1 protein-coding gene is annotated in these 1,318 nt (G+C 58.8%); it reads left to right on the top strand.

Annotation, left to right across the window (positions count from 1 at the left end; all coding sequences use genetic code 11):
• Window positions 1-92: 92 nt before the first annotated feature.
• On the top strand, window positions 93-1,318 hold a 1,226-nt coding region (locus tag H5P30_RS07605), incomplete at its 3' end, for a hypothetical protein (protein WP_221774320.1).

Here is a 1,318-nt window from a genome sequence, read left to right as displayed (position 1 = left end):
GGGTGACAAAAAGGGGTCAGCCCAATGTTTCATGGTTTTCCTGCGATCCGAATTCCTCTTTCCAGGATTCCAAGACCGTCACGGACGCCCTTATGCCGTCCCGGCACCTCCGCCTCGCCCCCGCACCACGGCCTTCTCGTATCCTTGGCTGGCCGACGGTAGCCGGGCGCAACGGAGGATTTGTTCTTGGCATCGCCGCCGATCCGGATCAGGATTTAAGCGTGGGTTATTCGTATGATAACGCAGGACGCCTTTCGACCGTCACCGACGGCGCGGATACCTTTACCTACGGCTACCTCGCGAATACCGTGGGAATGCTCGCCGAGACCGAAGGCCCGGCCCACACCGCGAGTTACACCTACGAGCCCGGCCGCAACGCGCTTACCGTCGTGGAGAACGAGGAAACGGTGGGAACGGTTTCGACCGTCTCCCAATACACCTACCGCTACGACGCCTTGGGACGCCGGACCGACCGGGTTGACGAGGGATCCGCCTTCGCCCAGGCCTCCCTTTACGATTGGACCTACGACGACCGCGGCCAGGTGACCGCCGCCGATCGCTATCTCGGCACCGATCCGGACAACCCCGGGGCTTCGGTGGCGGCCGCAACCGATTCCTTCGACTACGACTTTATCGGCAACCGCTTGACCTCCACTTTCGGAACCGCAGCCCAGCGCTCCTACACCGCCAACGCCCTCAACCAATACACTCAGGTCTCAGGTTTCAGCTCTCCGCCCTCTCATGACGATGACGGCAACATGACTTACGATGGAGTGGGGTGGTACTTTGAGTGGAACGGCGAAAACAGAATGATCGAGGCCCGTAATTACGCCGACATCATGAATCCCAGCAGCGGTGCCGTTCGCCTGACCTTTACCTACGACTATCAGGGTCGCCGGGTCGAGAAAACCGTCGAAGAATACGACGTGCCCCTCGCCTCGATGCAAACCGTCTCCGAAGAGCGTTTTATCTATGACGGCTGGAACCTAATCGCCACTTTCAGCTCTCAGGTTTCCGGTCTCAGCCATCAGGCCACCTATCTCTGGGGCCAAGACCTGAGCGGGTCGATGCAGGGAGCCGGTGGAGTAGGAGGACTGTTGAGTGTCTTGGATAAGTCCAGTTCAGACGTTTTCTACCCGACTTACGACGCCAACGGCAATGTCAGCGAGTATCTCGACGAAACCGGGGCCATTGCCGCCCACTATGAATACTCGTCATTCGGTCGCGTTATCGCTTCGACCGGAGCACCAGACGATTTCGCCTTCCGCTTCTCGACCAAATATCAAGATAACGAGACGGACCTACTGTATTACGGCTT

The organism is Puniceicoccus vermicola (assembly GCF_014230055.1).
Classification (GTDB): Bacteria; Verrucomicrobiota; Verrucomicrobiia; order Opitutales; family Puniceicoccaceae; genus Puniceicoccus; species Puniceicoccus vermicola.
This window is presented reverse-complemented; position numbering and strand designations above follow the sequence as displayed.